General features: G+C 71.1%; 15 protein-coding genes. 5 read left to right on the forward strand and 10 right to left on the reverse strand.

Translation table 11 applies throughout. The features are described 5' to 3' along the window. Positions 1-13: 13 nt before the first annotated feature. The 3 genes from RV986_RS17255 to RV986_RS17265 are packed head-to-tail and all read right to left on the reverse strand — an operon-like array spanning position 14 to position 3,791. Positions 14-421, reverse strand: a complete 408-nt coding sequence (locus RV986_RS17255; RefSeq protein ID WP_475918256.1) for a DUF742 domain-containing protein — start codon at positions 419-421, stop codon at positions 14-16. Further along, a complete protein-coding gene (locus tag RV986_RS17260; RefSeq protein ID WP_475918257.1) occupies positions 418-921 on the reverse strand; it encodes a roadblock/LC7 domain-containing protein in 504 nt (167 codons plus the stop codon). Before RV986_RS17260 ends, RV986_RS17255 begins: the two co-directional genes overlap by 4 nt. Continuing rightward, entirely contained in the window at positions 918-3,791 is a 2,874-nt protein-coding gene (locus tag RV986_RS17265; protein ID WP_475918258.1) for a sensor histidine kinase, read from the reverse strand. Before RV986_RS17265 ends, RV986_RS17260 begins: the two co-directional genes overlap by 4 nt. Positions 3,792-4,186: 395 nt before the next feature. Here RV986_RS17265 and RV986_RS17270 point away from each other — a divergent pair, with 395 nt between their 5' ends. Beyond that, complete coding sequence (locus RV986_RS17270) at positions 4,187-4,975, forward strand: hypothetical protein (RefSeq protein WP_475918259.1); 789 nt, start codon at positions 4,187-4,189, stop codon at positions 4,973-4,975. A 97-nt stretch (positions 4,976-5,072) separates the two neighbouring features. On the opposite strand, the gene RV986_RS17275 is transcribed toward RV986_RS17270, so the two are convergent. The 6 genes from RV986_RS17275 to RV986_RS17300 form a co-directional block, all read right to left on the reverse strand. Continuing rightward, positions 5,073-5,504, reverse strand: a complete 432-nt coding sequence (locus tag RV986_RS17275; protein WP_475924305.1) for a MarR family winged helix-turn-helix transcriptional regulator — start codon at positions 5,502-5,504, stop codon at positions 5,073-5,075. Positions 5,505-5,784: 280 nt separating this feature from the next. Next, positions 5,785-6,303, reverse strand: coding sequence for a MarR family winged helix-turn-helix transcriptional regulator (locus RV986_RS17280; protein WP_475918260.1), 519 nt, complete (start codon positions 6,301-6,303; stop codon positions 5,785-5,787). A 259-nt stretch (positions 6,304-6,562) separates the two neighbouring features. Next, positions 6,563-9,001: an endopeptidase La gene (lon, locus tag RV986_RS17285; RefSeq protein ID WP_475918261.1), complete on the reverse strand. Its 2,439-nt coding sequence runs from the start codon at positions 8,999-9,001 to the stop codon at positions 6,563-6,565. A gap of 288 nt (positions 9,002-9,289) precedes the next feature. Beyond that, positions 9,290-9,859, reverse strand: coding sequence for an ATP-binding protein (locus RV986_RS17290; protein WP_475924306.1), 570 nt, complete (start codon positions 9,857-9,859; stop codon positions 9,290-9,292). A 145-nt stretch (positions 9,860-10,004) separates the two neighbouring features. Beyond that, the gene (locus tag RV986_RS17295; RefSeq protein WP_475918262.1) at positions 10,005-11,936 is read right to left on the reverse strand and encodes a zinc ribbon domain-containing protein; all 1,932 of its coding nucleotides are present in this window, start codon (positions 11,934-11,936) and stop codon (positions 10,005-10,007) included. Beyond that, positions 11,933-12,391 carry an IS607 family transposase gene (locus RV986_RS17300; RefSeq protein WP_475918263.1) on the reverse strand — a complete coding sequence of 153 codons (459 nt, stop codon included), beginning with the start codon at positions 12,389-12,391 and terminating at the stop codon, positions 11,933-11,935. Before RV986_RS17300 ends, RV986_RS17295 begins: the two co-directional genes overlap by 4 nt. Before the next feature lie 45 nt (positions 12,392-12,436). On the opposite strand from RV986_RS17300, the gene RV986_RS17305 reads away from it, so the two are divergent. Further along, the gene (locus RV986_RS17305) at positions 12,437-12,925 is read left to right on the forward strand and encodes an ATP-binding cassette domain-containing protein (protein WP_475918264.1); all 489 of its coding nucleotides are present in this window, start codon (positions 12,437-12,439) and stop codon (positions 12,923-12,925) included. On the opposite strand, the gene RV986_RS17310 is transcribed toward RV986_RS17305, so the two are convergent. Beyond that, positions 12,898-13,782 (reverse strand): rhomboid-like protein, encoded by an 885-nt coding sequence (locus RV986_RS17310; protein ID WP_475918265.1) that lies wholly within the window; start codon positions 13,780-13,782, stop codon positions 12,898-12,900. The two genes, RV986_RS17305 and RV986_RS17310, sit on opposite strands and share 28 nt — an antisense overlap. A 202-nt stretch (positions 13,783-13,984) precedes the next feature. On the opposite strand from RV986_RS17310, the gene RV986_RS17315 reads away from it, so the two are divergent. The 3 genes from RV986_RS17315 (at position 13,985) to RV986_RS17325 (ending at position 16,734) form a co-directional block, all read left to right on the forward strand. After that, a complete protein-coding gene (locus RV986_RS17315; RefSeq protein WP_475918266.1) occupies positions 13,985-14,662 on the forward strand; it encodes a spermidine synthase family protein in 678 nt (225 codons plus the stop codon). 113 nt (positions 14,663-14,775) lie between these two features. After that, positions 14,776-15,513: a response regulator transcription factor gene (locus RV986_RS17320; RefSeq protein WP_362083054.1), complete on the forward strand. Its 738-nt coding sequence runs from the start codon at positions 14,776-14,778 to the stop codon at positions 15,511-15,513. 117 nt (positions 15,514-15,630) lie between these two features. Then, on the forward strand, positions 15,631-16,734 hold the full coding sequence (locus tag RV986_RS17325; RefSeq protein WP_475924307.1) for a HAMP domain-containing sensor histidine kinase: 1,104 nt from the start codon (positions 15,631-15,633) through the stop codon (positions 16,732-16,734). The last annotated feature ends 134 nt before the right edge of the window (positions 16,735-16,868 follow it).

Consider the following 16,868-nt stretch of genomic DNA (forward strand, 5'->3'; position numbering starts at 1 on the left):
TCTCGCCGCGCCCTCAGAGACGACGGAGTCCATTCAGCACCCTTTCCAGCAGAGCGCGGTCCGGCTGTCCCGGGCCGTGACCTGTTCCGTACACACGGATCTTTCCCTGGTCCGCCAGGTCGCTCAGGAGGACGCGGACCACACCCAGCGGCATCCTGAGGAGGGCGGCGATCTCGGCCACCGTACGCATCCGGCGGCAGAGTTCGACGATGGCCTGCATCTCGGGCATCACCCGGGTCGCGCGCGAGCTGTTGGGCAGTTCCTTGCGCTCCTCGGGGGCTTCGAGCGCCGCCACGAACGTCTCGACGAGCAGCACATGGCCGAAGCGGGTACGGCCGCCGGTGAGCGAGTACGGGCGTACGCGGGCGGGTTTGCGGTCGCCGCCGCGTATCGGGAGCTTGGGCGCGGAGGAAGAACTCACTGGGCGCTCCCCGTCGGCTTGGCTTCGAGTGACTGGCGTAGCTCGCTGCGGAGTTCGGGGGTCAGGACATGTCCGGCGCGGCCGACGAAGAGCGCCATGTGGTATGCCACCACGCTCATGTCGCAGTCCGGGGCGCCGTGCACGCCGAGCAGCGAGCCGTCGCTGATCGACATGACGAAGAGGCTGCCCTCGGCCATCGCGACCATCGTCTGTTTCACCCCGCCCGCGTCCATCAGCTTGGCGGCGCCGATGGTGAGGCTGCCGATGCCGGAGACGATGGTGGCGAGGTCGGCGGAGGAGCCCTTGGGGCCGGCGGCGCGTGCCTCCAGGCCGGTGCGGGCCTCCGCGTTCCTCCCGGGGTCGGAGGAGAGCAGCAGCAGACCGTCGGAGGAGACGACCGCGACCGAAAGGAGGCCTGGCACCTCCTCGACGAGGTTCGTCAGCAGCCAGTGCAGATTGCGGGCTTCACTGCTCAGGCCGAAGGTACTGGGCGCGGTCAACTGCTTGCCTCCTCGACAGTGCCCCCCGATGCGTCTACTGCGTCGGACGCTTTCCGTGCGTCCTGTGCGTAGTCCTGTGCGTGGTCCTGCGCGGTGTGCTGTGTGGTGCTGTGCGCGGTGGACGTCTGTGGCTGGGCCGTCTGTTCGGCGATCTCCGCCTCCACGTCGCGGCGGCCCTCCGTGGCGCCCCGGTGGAAGCCGCCGAGCCTGCGCCGCAGTGCCTCGGCGTCCACGCCGCCGACGCGCGGCGGCGGGACCGGCGCGGGCGCCGAGATCTTCGGCGTCCGCTTGGGCAGGCCCTTGTCGGTGACGCGCTCCGGCTCCTCGTCCGACACCCGGTCGTGGGCGTCGGGGCCGATGGCGTAGGGGTCGGGGTCGGTGGCCCGGGCGGCGGGTGTCTCGGGTGCGCCGGGCTCGTCCGGTGGGAGCACCGGTGCCAGCAGCAGCATCGTGGTCTCGGACGTCGTCGGCTCGGGGGCGCGTACCGGCTCCTGCGCGGCGGCGTCCGCCCGTACGGCTTCCTCCGCGGCGGCGATCAGCGGGTCCTCGTCCCCGGCGGGAACGGCGGGACCCGTAGGACCGGTGGGACCCGTGGGACCCGTGGGACCGGCGGGCTGCTGCGCGGTGAGGGCCGAACGGCCGGGCAGGACGTTGGAGTTGGCCTCCGCGTCGGCGCCCGGGAGGGTGACCGAGGGGGCGGCTCCGGCGACCGGGGCGGCCGAGGGGACCGCGACGGCGGGGGAGGTGGCGAGCAGGGGGTTCGGGAGGACGACGACGGCCGCCGTGCCACCCTGCTTCTGCTCGCGCAGCTGTACGCGGACGCCGTGCCGGTGGGCGAGCCGGGCCACCACGTACAGGCCGAGCCCGAGTCCCTCGCCGCTCTCCTGGTCGTACGCGTCGTCCGGGTCGAACTCGGCGAGGCGGGCGTTGAGCCGGGCCATCCGCTCGGCCGCCATGCCGATGCCCTCGTCCTGCACGGAGAGCATCACCTCGCCGCTCTCCAGCAGCCAGCCGGAGACCTCGACGGGCTGGTCGGGCGGCGAGAACGACGAGGCGTTCTCCAGGAGTTCGGCCAGCAGGTGCGAGAGGTCGTCGGCGGCGAACCCGGCGAGGTGCGCGTGCGGCGGCAGCGCGGCGATACGGACGCGCTCGTACCGCTCGATCTCGCTGACCGCGGCGCGCACGACGTCGACGAGCGGGACCGGGCCCGCGTGGTGCTGGACGTGTTCGTGGCCCGCGAGGACGAGCAGGTTCTCGCTGTGGCGCCGCATGACGGTCGCGAAGTGGTCCAGCTTGAAGAGCGTGCCGAGGCGGTCCGGGTCCTGCTCGCGCTCCTCCAGGCCCTCGATGACCCCGAGCTGCCGCTCGACCAGTCCGAGGGTGCGCAGCGCCAGGTTGACGAAGGTGCCGTGGATGGTGCCGCGCACCTGCTCCAGGTGTCCTGCCGCCTCGGCCAGTTCGGCGCGCAGCCTGTCGCGCTCGTCGGCCATCAGCTGGCGCTGCCCGATGAGGTGCTTGCGGTCCGCTTCGAGGGTGGCGAGCCGCTCGTGGAGCGCGGCGGCGTGCGCGTGCAGCGCGTTGACGGAGCGGACGACCTGGGCGAACTCGTCGTTGCGCCCGGTGAACTTCACCGGCTCCTGCGTGCCCGGGTCGGCGGCGAGGCGGGCCGAGCCCCGGCGCAGTACGGACAGCGGGCGGGTGAGCGTGCGGGCCATCGCCATCGAGACGCCGACCGCGACCAGCAGCAGCGTGCCGATGAGGGCGATCCGGATCTCCAGCGCGGTGACGTCGTCGTCGCGCAGTTGCTCCAGGGTCTTGGTGCGGCGCTCGTTGAGGGAGGCCTCGACGCCGCGCATCAGTTCGACGCGGGCGGAGAGCGCCGCGTCCAGCTTCTTGACGCTGGTGTCGAGTTCGGAGTCGGAGAGCGTCGGCCGGTCGGTGAGGCCGGTCAGGTACTTGTCGGCGGCCGTGACGTCCGGGCCCGTGACCGTGGAGTCGTACGAGGCCTTGGCGGTCTTCGTCGCCGTCTCACGGAAGTTCGCGAGGTCCGCGTCCGAGCGCAGCCGGGCCTGCTGGGCGGCGGCGCTGAGCGCGTCGCGCTGCTTGGTGTCGGCCGGGGAGGAGTCGGTACTGGTCGTCGGCAGGCCGGTGACGGGGCTGATGACCGTCTCGGTGGTGACCGGGATGTTGAGGGCCGCCAGGAGCAGGCCGCGGGCGGCGGCCGCCTGCTGGACGGCGGAGTCGAGTTCGGCGAGGGCGTGCGTGCCGGTGCCCGCGCGGGGCGGCAGCCGCTCGGCCAGGTCCTCGGCGAGGCCGTGGAGCTCGGTGATGACGGCGGAGTACGCCTCGTGCGCTTCGAGAGCGGTGCTCTTGCCGGTGAGCGCCGCTCTGCGGACGGCGCCGATGTCGTCCAGGTCCTTCAGCAGCACGGCGGGCGCGTCCTCGTCCGCCCGCAGCTCCTGGACCTGCCGGTCGACCCGGGCGCCGCGCTGCTCGGAGGGCGCCTTGGACTTCGGCCGGCCCGCGGCGATGTACGAGGTGACCTCGTCGCGTTCGTCGGCCAGCGAATGGGCGAGCGTCAGCGCCTGCTGGGTCGGCCCGGCGAGCGTCACCAGGTTCTGGGAGTCGTTCAGCTGCTCCGAGGCCGCCATGATCGTGGGGGCTCCGGCGCCGGCGATGGCGGCCGCGACGACCGCCACGGCGACGATCAGCCGATTGCGCACATGTGCGGAGCGACCCTTGCCCGCGGGGCTCTCCCCCGCGGCACCCGGTGTACGCTCCGCGCCCCCGTCGGAGGCCGAACGCTCGCCTCCCGAGGCCGACTGCCTGCCTGCGCGCCGAGACCGCATCTTCTGCACCGGTGCTCGCATTCCTGACTCGTGTACCCAAGGGCCCGGGTGACGTTCCGTCAATTGAGGCGCCCACCCTCCCCCAAGCTCTCGACTTCGCTCAAGCAGGGGGTGACTCCATCGGCTCCCGACCCTCCCAGTGCCGGTGGGCAGTGGTCCCGCATCATCCGGCCCGCCACCCGAAGGAGTGAACCCCGGACGGGAGTTGGCGGGCAAGTTCCGCCGGCGTGCGCGGCCCCCTTGCGCGGCGGGCCGGTTGGACGTCGGCGGCGCGCTTTGGCAGTATTCGCCGCCACGCCTCACCGGAGTCGATCATTCCATGTCAAACCCGGCGGCTGAGCTGCTGCTCCGCACTTGTCCCGCGACCGTTGCCAGCCTTTCGTGGACGTTGTGGAGGGGTCGTGCAGACTGGCCGAATGCGCACCGAACTCATCTCCGAACCGGGTGACCCGGACCGCCCCAACGAGGACTTCGCATCGGTCGGACTTCCGGCGTCAGGACAAGGGGGTTCACTGGTCGTCCTCGACGGCGTGACACCCCCCGCGGACGACGACGGCTGTCTGCATTCCGTCCCCTGGTTCTCCGCACGCCTCGGCGGAGCCCTGACCGAACTGTCCGTTTCCCGCCGGGATCTGCCCCTGCCGGAGATCCTTTCGCGGTCGATCCTGCGCACCGCAGAGGCCCACACGGGCACCTGTGACCTTTCTCACCCGCGTACGCCCCAGGCAACCGTGGTCCTCGCCCGGTGGTCCGCCGACCTCGTCGAGTACCTGGTCCTGTCGGATTCGGCCCTTCTGCTGGAGTCCCCCGCGGGCGAGGTGACCCCCGTCCTGGACGACCGTCTCACCCGCGTCCCCCGTACCTCCCTCGCCTCGGACGCGATCGCCGACGCGACCGTCCGCAACAAGGAGGGCGGCTTCTTCACGGCCGCCGCCGACCCGTCGGTCGCGGCCCGGGCGGTGACGGGCACGGTCCCGCGCGCCGAGGTCCGCGCCCTCGCCGCCGTGACGGACGGCGCGACCCGCTGGGTGGAGAAGTTCGGGGAGGGCGACTGGAGGGACTGCTTCACGCTCGTACGCAAGGAGGGCGCCCAGGCGCTCGTCGACCGCGTACGGGCGCTGGAGCGCGCCGACGCGCGGGAGCGGGCGCGGCTGGGGCGGAGCAAGACGCACGACGACGCGACGGTGGTGTTCGTGGAGTGGTGAGTGGGGTGGAGTGAAGTGGCGTGAGGAGTGGGGTGGCGTGGGAGTGAGGTGGCCTGGGGAGTGAGGTGGCCTGGGGAACGGTCGGGGCCCCGCCCGGTTACCTCTCCATGACCAGGTTCAGCTGGTGCAGCAGCCGCGCCAGTTCGGCGACCTCGCGCGGGTCCCAGCCGGCGAGTTCGCGGACATATCGCGCCCGTCGCGCCTCCCGCACCGTACGGAAGCGGTGTCGGCCCTCGTCGGTGAGGTGGACGAGCCAGGCGCGCCCGTCGGCGGGGTCCGGCTCGCGGGCGACCAGACCGAGCACCTCCAGGGCATGGAGCTGCCGGGACATCGTGGCCTTGCCGATGCCGATGTAGGCCGCCAGCTCGGTCGCGCGCTGGCGACCGCACTCGTCGAGGCGGAAGAGGAGTCCGTACGCCGAGGACTCCAGGTCGGGGTGGACCTCGCGGGCCATCTCGCCGGAATTGGCCCGGGCGCGCCGCAGAAATACGGTCAGCTCCCGTTCCAGCGCCGGGAATTCCTGGTTCAGGGCGTGCTCCGGCGGCGGGAGTTCCTGGTTCGGGACCTGCTCCGGTGCCGGGAATTCCTGGTTCGGGACGTGCTCCGGTGCCGGGAATTCCTCGTTCGGGACGTGCTCCAGCGGCGGGAATTCCTCGTTCGGGACCTGCTCCGGCGCCTCGGGTTCGTCCCGGCGCCCGTCCTCGTCCCCGTCCCCGCTCCCCGTCTCGGTCTCCTGCACGTCAGCACCGTACCCGGAGACCGAACGCGAGAGCCCCGACGGACACGGCCCGCTCCCCCCGCCGCTCCACCTACTTCTCCATGCCCCGGTTCAGCTGGTGCAGCAGCCGCGCCAGCTCCGCGACCTCGCGGGGGTCCCAGTGGGCGAGCTCGCTCACATAGCGGGCGCGGCGCGCCTCCCGCACCTGACCGACGCGGCTGCGGCCCTCGTCGGTGAGATGGACGAGCCAGGCACGCCCGTCGGCGGGGTCGGGCTCCCGGGCGACCAGACCGAGGTCCTCCAGGGCGCGCAGCTGACGGGACATCGTGGCCTTGCCGACACCGATGTAGGCGGCCAGCTCCGTGGCGCGCTGACGGCCCCACTCGTCGAGACGTACGAGGAGGCCGTAGGCGGCGGACTCCAGGTCCGGATGCACCTCGCGGGCCATCTCCCCCTGATTGGCACGGGCACGGCGCAGGAACACCGTCAACTCGCGTTCCAGGGAGAGGAACTCGGGCTCCGCGACGACCCGCGCGGCGGGCTGCTCCGCGCCTCTGCCCGACGCGTCGGATCCGGCCGGACGTCGGCCTCCGTTCCCGTCCTCGTACACGTCAGCCCCTCACCCGGTTTCCCGATCCTGAACATTTCCGCCGAAGGTGGCCCCGGCCACAGCTCGGTCAGTATTCCGCAGGCGTGGAGCGACGGCAGCCCGCGCCCCCCACCTCACGCACCGACGGCCGACGGACAACGGCGCACGGACGACGGCGCATGGACAAAGGCACGGACAAAGGCCGGCGGTATGGCGAAGGCCCGGGCCTCCCTCACGGGACCCGAGCCTTCACTCATCCAGTGGCGTCCTCCCCCAGTGCTTAACGCCTGGGAGGTGCCCCCATCGCCGCCACGGGAACCTCCGACGTCGCGCCGTTCGTCGCCGGCGACAGCGCCAGCTCCAGGACCTGGCGGACGTCCGTGACGGCGTGGACGTCGAGCTTCTCCAGGACCTCGGCCGGGACGTCGTCCAGGTCGGCCTCGTTGCGCTTCGGGATGATCACCGTGGTGACACCCGCCCGTTGTGCGGCGAGCAGCTTCTGCTTCACCCCGCCGATGGGCAGGACACGGCCGGTCAGCGAGACCTCGCCCGTCATCGCCACGTCCGTACGGACCAGGCGGCCGGAGAGCAGCGAGGCCAGCGCCGTCGTCATCGTGACGCCCGCGCTCGGACCGTCCTTGGGGACCGCGCCCGCCGGGAAGTGGATGTGCACGCCCCGGTCCTTCAGGTCGCCCACCGGCAGTTCCAGCTCGGCGCCGTGCGAACGGAGGAAGGAGAGCGCGATCTGCGCCGATTCCTTCATCACGTCACCCAGCTGACCGGTCAGGGTCAGACCCGCCGCACCCGTCTCCGGGTCGGCCAGCGACGCCTCCACGAAGAGGACGTCACCGCCCGCGCCCGTCACGGCCAGGCCGGTGGCGACACCGGGCACCGCCGTGCGGCGCTCGGCCGGGTCCTGGGCGGACTCGGGCACGTGGTGCGGCCGCCCGATGAGCCCGCGCAGATCCTCGTCGGTCACCGTGAACGGCAGCTCCCGCTCACCGAGTTCGTGCTGCGCGGCGACCTTGCGGAGCAGCCGGGCGATGCCCCGCTCCAGGGTGCGTACGCCCGCTTCCCGGGTGTACTCCCCGGCCAGCTTGCGCAGCGCGCTCTCGTCGAGCGTGACCTCGTCCTTCTCCAGACCGGCCCGCTCCAGCTGACGCGGCAGCAGGTGGTCCCGCGCGATGACGACCTTCTCGTCCTCGGTGTATCCGTCGAGCCGGATCAGCTCCATACGGTCGAGCAGGGCCTCCGGGATGGCTTCGAGGACGTTCGCGGTCGCCAGGAACACGACGTCGCTCAGGTCCAGCTCCACCTCCAGGTAGTGGTCCCGGAAGGTGTGGTTCTGGGCGGGGTCGAGGACTTCCAGCAGCGCCGCGGCCGGGTCGCCGCGGTAGTCGGAGCCCACCTTGTCGATCTCGTCGAGCAGGACCACCGGGTTCATGGACCCGGCCTCCTTGATGGCGCGGACGATACGGCCGGGCAGCGCGCCGACGTACGTACGCCGGTGTCCGCGGATCTCGGCCTCGTCCCGTACGCCGCCGAGCGCGACCCGCACGAACTTGCGGCCCATCGCGTGGGCGACGGACTCGCCGAGCGAGGTCTTGCCGACGCCGGGCGGACCGACGAGCGCGAGCACGGCACCGCCGCGTCGCCCGCCGACGACGCCGAGCTCGCGCTCGGAACGCCGCTTGCGCACGGCCAGGTACTCGGTGATGCGTTCCTTCACGTCCTGCAGACCTGCGTGCTCGGCGTCCAGGATGCCCTTGGCGCCCTGGATGTCGTACTCGTCCTCGGTCCGCTCGTTCCACGGCAGTTCCAGGACGGTGTCGAGCCAGGTCCGGATCCAGGAGCCCTCGGGCGACTGGTCACTGGACCGCTCCAGCTTGTCGACCTCCTTGAGGGCGGCCTCGCGGACCTTCTCGGGGAGGTCGGCGGCCTCGACGCGGGCGCGGTAGTCGTCGGACTCCTCGCCGTCCTTCGCGTCGCCGTTCAGCTCGCGCAGTTCCTTGCGGACCGCTTCGAGCTGGCGCCGCAGCAGGAACTCGCGCTGCTGCTTGTCGACGCCTTCCTGTACGTCCTTGGCGATGGACTCGGCGACGTCCTGCTCGGCGAGGTGCTCACGCAGTTGCTCGGTGGCGAGCTTCAGCCGGGCGACCGGGTCGGCGGTCTCCAGCAGCGTGACCTTCTGCTCGGTGCTCAGGTACGGCGAGTATCCGGAATTGTCGGCGAGCGTGGAGACGTCCTCGATCGCCTGGACGCGGTCCACGACCTGCCAGGCGCCGCGCTTGCGCAGCCAGCTGGTGGCGAGGGCCTTGTACTCCTTGACCAGTTCGGTGACGTGGCCGGGCAGCGGGTCCGGCACGGTCTCGTCGACCCGCGTCCCCTCCACCCACAGGGCGGCACCGGGACCGGTCGTCCCCGCGCCGATCTTCACCCGTCCACGCCCTCGGATGAGCGCGCCCGGGTCGCCGTCGGCCAGCCGGCCGACCTGCTCGACGGTGCCGAGCACACCGGTGCTCGGGTACACCCCGTCGATGCGGGGCACCAGCAGCACCTTCGGCTTGCCGGGTTCCGTCCGGGCGGCGGCCTGGGCTGCCTCCACCGCGGCACGTACATCGGCGTCGTTCAGGTCCAGCGGAACAACCATCCCGGGCAGCACGACCTCGTCGTCGAGCGGCAGCACAGGCAGAGTGAGCGATGTGGACGTCGAAGCCATGATCTCCCCTTCGGCATTCAAGTTGAGCTATGCCGACTCAATGCAGGTGAGCCCTTGAATGTTCCCCGGGGGCTGTTCGCTCTGAGCGATCGCCCCGTGACGGGGCGGTGGCCTGCGGCTTTCGCTCGTCCGCCGGTGTGTCGGAGGCGCACGTGTCAGGCGTGTGGGGATCAGGCGTGCAGGGATCAGGCGCGTAGGGATCAGGCGCGTAGGTATAAGGCGTGTACGTATAAGGCGCGACCCCCCGATCATGTTCCGAGGCGCCGGGTGAATTCCTGTGCCAGTTCGTCACCGGCCGCCGTGACCGCGCGGGTGACCAGGGGGCCGAGGAGGAAGCGGTGCACGGACTCGGCGAGCGCGGGCTACGGCCCGCACAGCGTGCGATCCGTGCAGGTCATCAGGTGGGTGGCGGTAGGCGCGGCATTCAGCACTTCGCCGAGTTCCAGTGCCGGGCAGCCGACGTCGTCCAGCAGAAGCCGGAACTCCAGCCCTGTCATCAGCCGCCGCAGCTCGGTCGTCCCTGGCCGGTATCTGGGTGCGTCGTAGCACGCCTCGAACAGGGTCTTGCAGTACGTCTCCGGAATCACGGTCCGTAGCCGGGAGGAAGACCACCCGCTCGCCTTCCGCGGCCGGCCGATGGGCCACTTTCCGCAGCAGCGTGCTCTTACCCATACCGGCCGGCCCGTGGAGCTGCACCGGCCCGCCCCCGGCCACGGCCCGGACGATGTCGGCCGTCTCCTCCTCGCGCCCGACGACGTCCTCGGCAGGTCTGGGCAGCAGCGTCGGGTCCTCCCGCACGACGGGGCGGGGCAGCCGCTCCGGCTGGATCACGGTCACCGACGAGTGCGCACCCGACATCTGGATGAGGTGGTGTCCGACGGCTATCTGTCCCGTGACGTCCCGCCCGACCTCGATCTTTATCTCCTCGGCCACGGTCTCCCCCGTCCGCTGGACCGGTGGCCGCCCACACCGGGACTCCGCTCGGGGCAGAAAGCGTCTCTGATCAGCTTAGGGAAACGTAGTCAGGTGTATCGCCTGGTATGGGTTCCCACGATGGAGGGGAGGCATGGACGTGCAGGTGGAAACCCGCGCCCAGGACTGCCCCTCGCGGACGGTGTGTGCTGATCGTCGTCACGCCCTGGTTCCGGAGGGCCGCACGAGGCAGTCTCCGGACCGTGTGAACGTGTCCCTCCGGACACTGGCCCGCCGAGGCGGAGGAGGGCGTCCGGCGTCGCCTGGGCGTCGGACATGCTGCTTGTCGCCGAGTCGGTCCCGTTTTGGACCTGTCCTGGCCGGTCTGGGGGGCAGCCGGTGTGACGACCGCCCTGGTTTCGAGTGTGTCCACCACGGAGCGGATCACCATCGTGCCGCCGGCACGGTCGGTGACCGTCTTTGCCTGGTGGGTGAGGCCTCGTGCGACGATCCGGCGCCAGGCGCCCTGGTCCCGGTCGCCCTGCCAACTGCATGACGGGCAGATCGCCCACTTCCAGCCAGGAACAGTCGGCCGGTCGGGAGACTTGCGGTGGCGCAATGGAACCAGGCACTGCGGGCAGTGCCTGGAGGTGTTCCGGGCCGGGACCGTCACCACGGCGATGCCGACCTCGGCGGCCAGATGGCGCATCCGCTCCACAATCTGCCCGCGCACCGTCTGCGACATGCGGGTGTTGTGGTTGCGGCCCATACCCCGGGCCTCCATGGAGCGGAGATCCTCGATGTAGAGGGCCGTGGCCCCGGCAGCGATCGCCTGGTCCACGGCCCACCGGGCGGCCGACCACGCCAGAGCGTCATTGAGATTCGACCGGCGGTCAGACACATGACGGATCTCGTCGGCGAGGATCTGCCGCTTGTCTGCCAGGTGGTGCCGTTCACCGCTGCCGATGAGCCGGTCGTACTGGTCAGTCCTGGTGTGCAGGTACTCGGACTGACGGCGCAGGCGGTGCTGCTTCGACAGGACGCCGGATGCACGGAACATGCCGCCACTGCCGAGGGTGGTGATCTTTCCGTCGTCGTGGAGCCGGGCGGCACCCGCACTGAGCAGGGTGTTCAGGCCCCAGTCCACGCCAAGGGCGACCGCGTGGCCGGTGCGCTGCGTCTTCGGAACGGCATGCGTGTAGGCAAGGTCGGCATGTACGGCGCCCTGGTGGACACGCAGGGCAGGCAGGTGCAATACCGCACCGGCGGGAACGGTCGGGGGCAGCGTGATCGGGCAGGCCACCCACGTCCAGTCCGCATACGACTGCGGATCCGGGCGGATCGGCAGTTGCAGCCGCAGCAGCGCCCGGCCTGGCTCATCGCCGCGCTCGATGGTGGCCTGCTGGCTGTCACAGGCGGACAGAAGCAGCATGCGGGCAATCCGGGGAGCGCCTTCCAGCTCGAAGACATCCACCGGCATCCGGTCGTGCTTCTTATGAAAGGAGACGACCTGCCGGGTGCGGGACGTGATGAGGCTGGACGGCAGCAACTGGCCACCAGGCACCGCCTCACGGACGGCATCCCACTCCTCGGCAGTGCGCTTCTTCGGATCGGCAGGCCACGCCTTGAGGACGCCGACGGCCAGATCCGATCGCCACTTCACGGAGCGCAGGGTGCGTCCAGCCTGCTCCTGGGCCATGCGGACGATGCGGTCATTGACCTTCGCGTCAGGCTTGACGGTCCAGCCCAGGCGGCGCAGGGCCATCCAGGCATTCGACGGCAGCTTCTGCCCACCCGCGTCCACGCCGGAGGCCAGCGAGTTCACGTCGAGACTGTTCCAGTGCTCGCCCAGCAGACCGGCGACCATGCCGGACACGAGACCGGCAGTCCAGCCGACCCTCTGCGCCACAACGGAAGCGCTGAGAAACTCACCGGTCTTCTCATCGACTGCGGTGCGCAGCCGGCCACGGGCGCAGGCGGTGCGGGACGTCTCGTTGCCGGCGAGCGGCAGCTTCCGGCTCATGCGCGCTCCGCGGCTTCGGCGAGCAGCCGCCGGCGGGATTGCGCCGAGCGCATGCCGTACAGGCGTCCGGCGAACGTGGTGACCAGGGAGATGAAGTCTTCGAGGAGTTCTTCCCGGCCCCCGGACTTCTTCGGGTGCAGTACTTCCAGAGTCACGCCGTACACGGCGAACAGCTGCTTGAGCCAGCCGACACCGAACCGGGCGAGACGGTCTTCATGGGTGACACGGACTACCGTCACCGACCCGTCGGACACCATCGCCAGGACCCGGCTGAGTCCTGGGCGGTTCTCCTTCAGGCCAGATCCCCGGTCCTTGACAACCTTGACGACTTCACCGGTGGCCGTGGTCCGCAACTCCTCTTCCTGCGCGGTCAGGGAAGTCTCCTGGCCGGTGGAGCCGCAGACGCGGACGTACAGCAGCTCCAGGCGTGGCCGGTCGATGCCGCCGCGCTTCATGTTCTCAATGTCGACGGAGGAGAAGCGGCGCTCGCGGCACAGCGGATGGAGATCCGCCGCCGGCTCGGCTACCTCCCGCAGTCGTTCGGGGCGGCCCGCGGCTACACGGTGCGCGAGTTCCTGTCGTACGTCGCCTGGTTGCGCGAGCTGCCCGGCGCGCGGATCGCGCGGGCCGTGGAGCACGCGGCGGAGTCGGTCGGCCTCCGTGACCACCTGGAGCAGCGGCTGCGCGCGCTCGACTACGGCCACCGGCGGCGCGTCGGCATCGCGCAGGCCGTCGTGAACTCCCCCGCGCTGCTGGTCCTCGACGAGCCGACGGCCGGGCTGGACCCGCGCGGCTGCGCCGACCTGCATCTCCTCGTCCGAGAACTGGGGCGCCGGGCCTGTGTCGTGCTGGCCACGCGCGAGGTCGAGGACATCGAGTACGCCTGCTCGGACGTGACCATGCTGGCCGCGGGTCGGGTCGCCTTCCACGGCACGGTCGCCGAGCTGACGGCGGCCGGGGGTTACGCGGCGCCGGCGCCGGACGCCTGAGCGGCGCGCTCGACGGGGGCGCCGGGGTCGCGGACCGCCGCCGTACGGGCGCGCCGCCAGCCGCGTACCAGCGGCCAGGTCGCGACACCGATCGCCAGGGACATCAGATGCCCCCAGTTCGTCATCGGGTCGGTGAAGGCGATCAGGTCGCCGACGAGCATCGAGGCGAAGCCGATCAGCGCCGGCCAGCGCAGCCAGGGGGTGAGCAGCCCCGTGAGCGCGCCGACGCTCGTGGCGACGCCGAAGCTGATGCCGAAGTCGAGGCGGTGCAGGGAGCTGCCGGGCAGGTGTCCCACCAGTACCGAGAGCCCGACGGGCACCTCGGTGGCCAGCGTGGCCACGACATGTCCGAGCAGGAAGACCCCGGCCGCCCGGAGCCCGCCGATGCGCCGCTCCAGCGCGGTCAGCACGAGCAGGAACCCGATCGCGTACGACGAGGCGATCCCGCCCGCGACCCACAGCGCGCTGGCCAGCAGCACCAGCACCGGATGCCGTACGAGGTGCGCGACATCCGTGCTGGACCCCTGGTACAACGCGTCCACGACGGAGGGGGCCGCGTAGTCGGCCACCACGGAGGTGACGGCCAGCACGACCGCGTATCCGAAGGTGAAGGGCGTTCCGGTGGGGGTGGGGAACAGGCGCCAGGAGTGCAGGGAGCGGAGCCGGGCGAGGCGGCCGGAAGCAGGAGGGGAAGGTATGGAGGGCGCTGCCGGGGCCTGGGGCGGGGGTGCCCAGGCCTTGCCGCCGCGCTGTCGCGGTACCCCGTCCAGGAGAGGCGTGCCCGTCTCCGGGTCCCTGGGCGTGACGTCGGCCGAGGAGGCCGTGTCTTTTGCCGTCGCCGTCGTGCTCCGGTCCACGGTGAGGGGCTCCTTCCGTACCGCTCCACCCTTGGTGTCCGGCGCGCCGCTGTCTATGACCGACGCCACCCGGCACCGGATTCATGGCAACTTCACAGAGCAACTTCACCGACGTCCCGCGCGTCCGTCCGGTGGCCGGGGCACCAACTCCCGGCACACGGCACACCACGGCCCGGCGGGCGGCGACTGACACGATGGGGCCATGACTGCCCCTTACGACATTCCTGTAGTCATCGATCGCCGGGAAGGCCCTTACGGCGAGGTCGTGTTGCGGCGGCACGGTGGGCTGTTGCAGATCATCGCCAACGGATGCTTCCTGATGGACACCTCCGACGGCCGCTCGGAGCGGCTGCTCGTCGACGCCGCGCTGGACGCCCTGGACGGGCGGGCAGAGCCGAGTGTGCTGATCGGGGGCCTCGGTGTCGGGTTCTCACTGGCGCACGCGGCGGCGAACCCGCGCTGGGGGCGCATCACCGTCGTCGAACGCGAGCCGGCCGTCGTCGGCTGGCACCGCGAGGGACCGCTCGCCGAGTTCTCCGCGGCGGCGCTCGCCGACCCGCGGACCGAGGTCGTCCGAGCCGATTTGCTCGCTCACGTCAATGAGATTTCCGCCACGTACGACGCGCTGTGCCTGGACATCGACAACGGGCCCGGCTGGACGGTCACCGAGGGCAACGAAGGACTGTACGGACCGGCCGGACTGGCAAGCTGCGCAAGGGCGTTGAGGCCGGGCGGAGTACTCGCGGTGTGGTCGGCGCGGCCCTCTCCGGAATTTGAACAATCCTTGCGGAATGCCGGATTCCATGGGGTGCGTACCGAAGAGATCCCCGTTGCCCGGGGCGTTCCGGACGTCGTCCACCTGGCGGTCGAACCTGGATAGCCGAGCGAAGGGGACTGCCCGTACCCTGCTTGCCTGACGCAGATCATTCAAGCGTCAAGCGCAGTCATGGGATCACCCCACGGATTCCGGAAAGCACACTTCAGGGGCGGGCGATGGAGCAGACCCACACATCCCACAACGGCACGGCGGCGACGCCGGGCGCTCAGCGCCGGGTGCTGGTGGTCGAGGACGACCCGACGATCGTCGACGCCATCGCGGCCCGCCTGCGAGCCGAGGGGTTCCTCGTGCAAACCGCGGGCGACGGACCGGCCGCCGTCGACACAGCAGAGGCCTGGCAGCCGGACCTGCTGATCCTCGACATCATGCTGCCCGGCTTCGACGGCCTGGAGGTCTGCCGGCGCGTGCAGGCCCAGCGCCCGGTGCCGGTGCTGATGCTCACCGCGCGCGACGACGAGACCGACATGCTGGTCGGGCTCGGCGTCGGCGCCGACGACTACATGACGAAGCCGTTCTCGATGCGCGAGCTGGCCGCGCGCGTGCACGTCCTGCTGCGCCGGGTCGAGCGGGCCGTGGTGGCCGCCTCGACGCCGCGCACCGGGATCCTGCGCCTCGGCGAGCTGGAGATCGATCACGCGCAGCGCCGGGTACGGGTGCGTTCGGAGGACGTGCACCTCACGCCCACCGAATTCGACCTCCTGGTCTGTCTGGCCAACACGCCGCGCGCGGTACTCTCCCGCGAGCAGCTGCTGGCCGAGGTCTGGGACTGGGCGGACGCATCGGGCACCCGGACCGTGGACAGCCACATCAAGGCGCTGCGCCGGAAGATCGGCGCGGAGCGGATCCGCACCGTCCACGGCGTGGGTTACGCGCTGGAGACCCCGACTCCCTGAGCCGGGCCTCCCAAGGGACCAGGGACCTCGCGTGGGGACCTCATGTAGGGGGCTGATGTCATGAGCGGGCTGGGTGAAGCGGGCAGGACCACGGGCGTCGTGAGCGGTCAGGGCGTCGTGAGCGGTTCGGGCGATCCGGGCCGCGGTGAGGGGTCCTGGGGCTCCGTGCGTCCCTTCTCGATCAAGACCAAGCTGGGCGCGCTGGTGGTCATCTCCGTGCTCATCACCACGGGTCTGTCGATGATCGCGGTGCACACCAAGACGGAGCTGCGCTTCATCACGGTCTTCTCGATGATCGCCACACTCCTGATAACGCAGTTCGTGGCCCATTCGCTCACCGCGCCGCTGGACGAGATGAACGCGGTCGCCCGCTCCATCTCGCACGGCGACTACACCCGCCGGGTCCGTGACGACCGGCGGGACGAGCTGGGCGACCTGGCCCAGACGATCAACCTGATGGCCGACGAGCTGGAGGCCCAGGACCGCCAGCGCAAGGAGCTCGTGGCGAATGTCTCGCACGAGCTGCGCACCCCCATCGCGGGCCTGCGCGCGGTCCTGGAGAACGTCGTGGACGGCGTCTCCGCCGCCGACCCCGAGACGATGCGTACGGCCCTGAAGCAGACGGAGCGGCTGGGCCGGCTGGTCGAGACGCTCCTGGACCTCTCCAGGCTGGACAACGGGGTCGTCCCTCTCCGTCTGCGGCGTTTCGAGGTGTGGCCGTACCTCTCCGGCGTGCTCAAGGAGGCCAACATGGTCGCCTCCGCGCGCGCGGGCATCGCCTCGGGCTCCGGCAGTCACACCCGTACGGACGTCCATCTGCACCTCGACGTGTCCCCGCCGGAGCTGACCGCGCACGCGGACCCGGAGCGGATCCACCAGGTCGTGGCGAACCTCATCGACAACGCGGTCAAGCACAGCCCGCCGCACGGCCGGGTGACGGTGAAGGCGCGGCGGGGCGACCTCCCGGAGTCGCTGGCCCTGGAGATCCTGGACGAGGGCCCCGGCATTCCGCAGTCGGAGTGGCACCGCGTCTTCGAGCGCTTCAACCGCGGCGGGGTGCCCTCGCCGCACGGCCCGGGCAGCGACGGCGGTACGGGCCTCGGGCTCGCCATCGCCCGCTGGGCGGTCGATCTGCACGGCGGGCGGATCGGCGTGGCCGAATCCCAGCGGGGCTGCCGGATCCAGGTCATCCTTCCAGGGCTTCCATCTCTGCCAAGTTGACGTAAAGTTCGAACCGGAGCCACAAGATCCATCACTGTTCCGTGCTCGTGGACACGTGTGATCAGGCAGAGGGCCGCGTGAGTCGTGCCGCGACCCTCGATTTCCGTACCCGTTCCGGACCGAAACCCCGCTTG

The organism is Streptomyces sp. RLA012 (assembly GCF_056270325.1).

Excerpts from the sequence above, each read along its gene's own strand:
- RV986_RS17265 (WP_475918258.1), bottom strand. The coding sequence starts at position 3,791 with ATGCGAGCACCGGTGCAGAAGATGCGGTCTCGGCGCGCAGGCAGGCAG.
- RV986_RS17270 (WP_475918259.1), top strand. The coding sequence starts at position 4,187 with ATGCGCACCGAACTCATCTCCGAACCGGGTGACCCGGACCGCCCCAAC.
- lon (WP_475918261.1), bottom strand. The coding sequence starts at position 9,001 with ATGGCTTCGACGTCCACATCGCTCACTCTGCCTGTGCTGCCGCTCGAC.
- RV986_RS17290 (WP_475924306.1), bottom strand. The coding sequence starts at position 9,859 with ATGTCGGGTGCGCACTCGTCGGTGACCGTGATCCAGCCGGAGCGGCTG.
- RV986_RS17295 (WP_475918262.1), bottom strand. The coding sequence starts at position 11,936 with ATGAGCCGGAAGCTGCCGCTCGCCGGCAACGAGACGTCCCGCACCGCC.
- RV986_RS17300 (WP_475918263.1), bottom strand. The coding sequence starts at position 12,391 with ATGAAGCGCGGCGGCATCGACCGGCCACGCCTGGAGCTGCTGTACGTC.
- RV986_RS17305 (WP_475918264.1), top strand. The coding sequence starts at position 12,437 with ATGGAGATCCGCCGCCGGCTCGGCTACCTCCCGCAGTCGTTCGGGGCG.
- RV986_RS17315 (WP_475918266.1), top strand. The coding sequence starts at position 13,985 with ATGACTGCCCCTTACGACATTCCTGTAGTCATCGATCGCCGGGAAGGC.
- RV986_RS17320 (WP_362083054.1), top strand. The coding sequence starts at position 14,776 with ATGGAGCAGACCCACACATCCCACAACGGCACGGCGGCGACGCCGGGC.